Below are 1235 nucleotides of genomic sequence, written 5' to 3'. Positions count from 1 at the left end.
GGTCAAGTTCTTGGGTCCAGCGCGTTGTATCATTCCACTCCCCATCCCCTGCTTTTGCTGTCACATATTTATAGGGATTATTGATCAAGATCTGATCCCAAAACAAAAACAGCGGATTATAGCCTGCAATTGTGCCATAATTAGAAAGTATGGAACCCGTAACGCGATTGTCATTTTGCACATCTGTAAAATCATAAAGAAATGAATTGCCTTGACTTAAAACCCCAAGCGAGACTTCACGGCCAAATGCACCTGTGATCAAGGGGGAACCAGAATCACCTCTACCTATAAGCGATTCCCCTTGGATGGCGCGCCCGCCCAACACATTGAAGTCAAGATGGACACTGGCCTGATCAGGCTGGACATATGCACTGGTTGAAAAACGCTGGGTTTGGTAATCGGGATTGTCAAAATCCAACCAATATAAATCCTGATATTTCAGCTTAGGGTTCGCAATATAATTACCAAGTTCTTCGCCATATATGCCGATATTCCACGAGCGTTCATCCCCAAGGAAATCAACCATATTTTGACCAAGGCGGCGATTATAAAAATCCATTCTAGCCGTCCTTTCCCCAGTCAAACCATTACCTGATTCACCATAGCCGCCGATGGTGACCGCAACGGGGCCATTGACCCGCGAAAACAACAAACCAATGCCGTTTTGCGCATCCCGGCCCAATAATTCAGTTGGTGTATCAAACCCAGCAATGGCAATATCGGCAGGAAGAAAAGTCCCATTTTGGGGGTCCAATAGGGGCCCCCCAGGTCCTTGCGTATCCCCTCTTGAACGTTGATCCCACCAGACCATTGTTGAATTGACCATGGTGCTACCATCACCAGAACTTGGAGAACGGCCACCTGACAGCCAATTCAAGAGATTGGCACGCCCAAACATAGGGTCTGTTGTATATCCAACACTGGCATTATTGGTTGGCTTTGTTGGATCATAGACATCAGGGGTTGCAAAACCCACACAATGGGCAGCAAATAAAACGGTGCGTGGATTGATCAAAAGGCCTGAACAACTTCCCATCCCACCATCTGAAGTACGCATACCCAAAAAGACCCAATAGGGGCGTGTATTGTTAACATCAATTACCGAAGAAGGTTGCACATTATTGGGTGTAACCAAGGCTGTGGCAGGGCCAGCAAGCAAAAGACCAGTTCCAATTGCCGCCATAGCAACTGAATTAGCAAATTGTTTCCGTAAACTAATCATAATAATACCCCCT

General features: G+C 46.4%; 1 protein-coding gene. It reads right to left on the bottom strand.

The window, feature by feature from the left end:
* On the bottom strand, positions 1 to 1222 hold a 1222-nt coding region (locus PsB1_RS11750), incomplete at its 3' end, for a S1 family serine peptidase (protein ID WP_284361830.1).
* Positions 1223 to 1235 lie beyond the last annotated feature (13 nt).

Source organism: Candidatus Phycosocius spiralis, assembly GCF_030158815.1.
Classification (GTDB): Bacteria; Pseudomonadota; Alphaproteobacteria; order Caulobacterales; family Aquidulcibacteraceae; genus Aquidulcibacter; species Aquidulcibacter spiralis.
The sequence above is the reverse complement of the archived record's forward strand: the minus strand, read 5'-3'. Positions and strand labels throughout refer to the sequence as shown.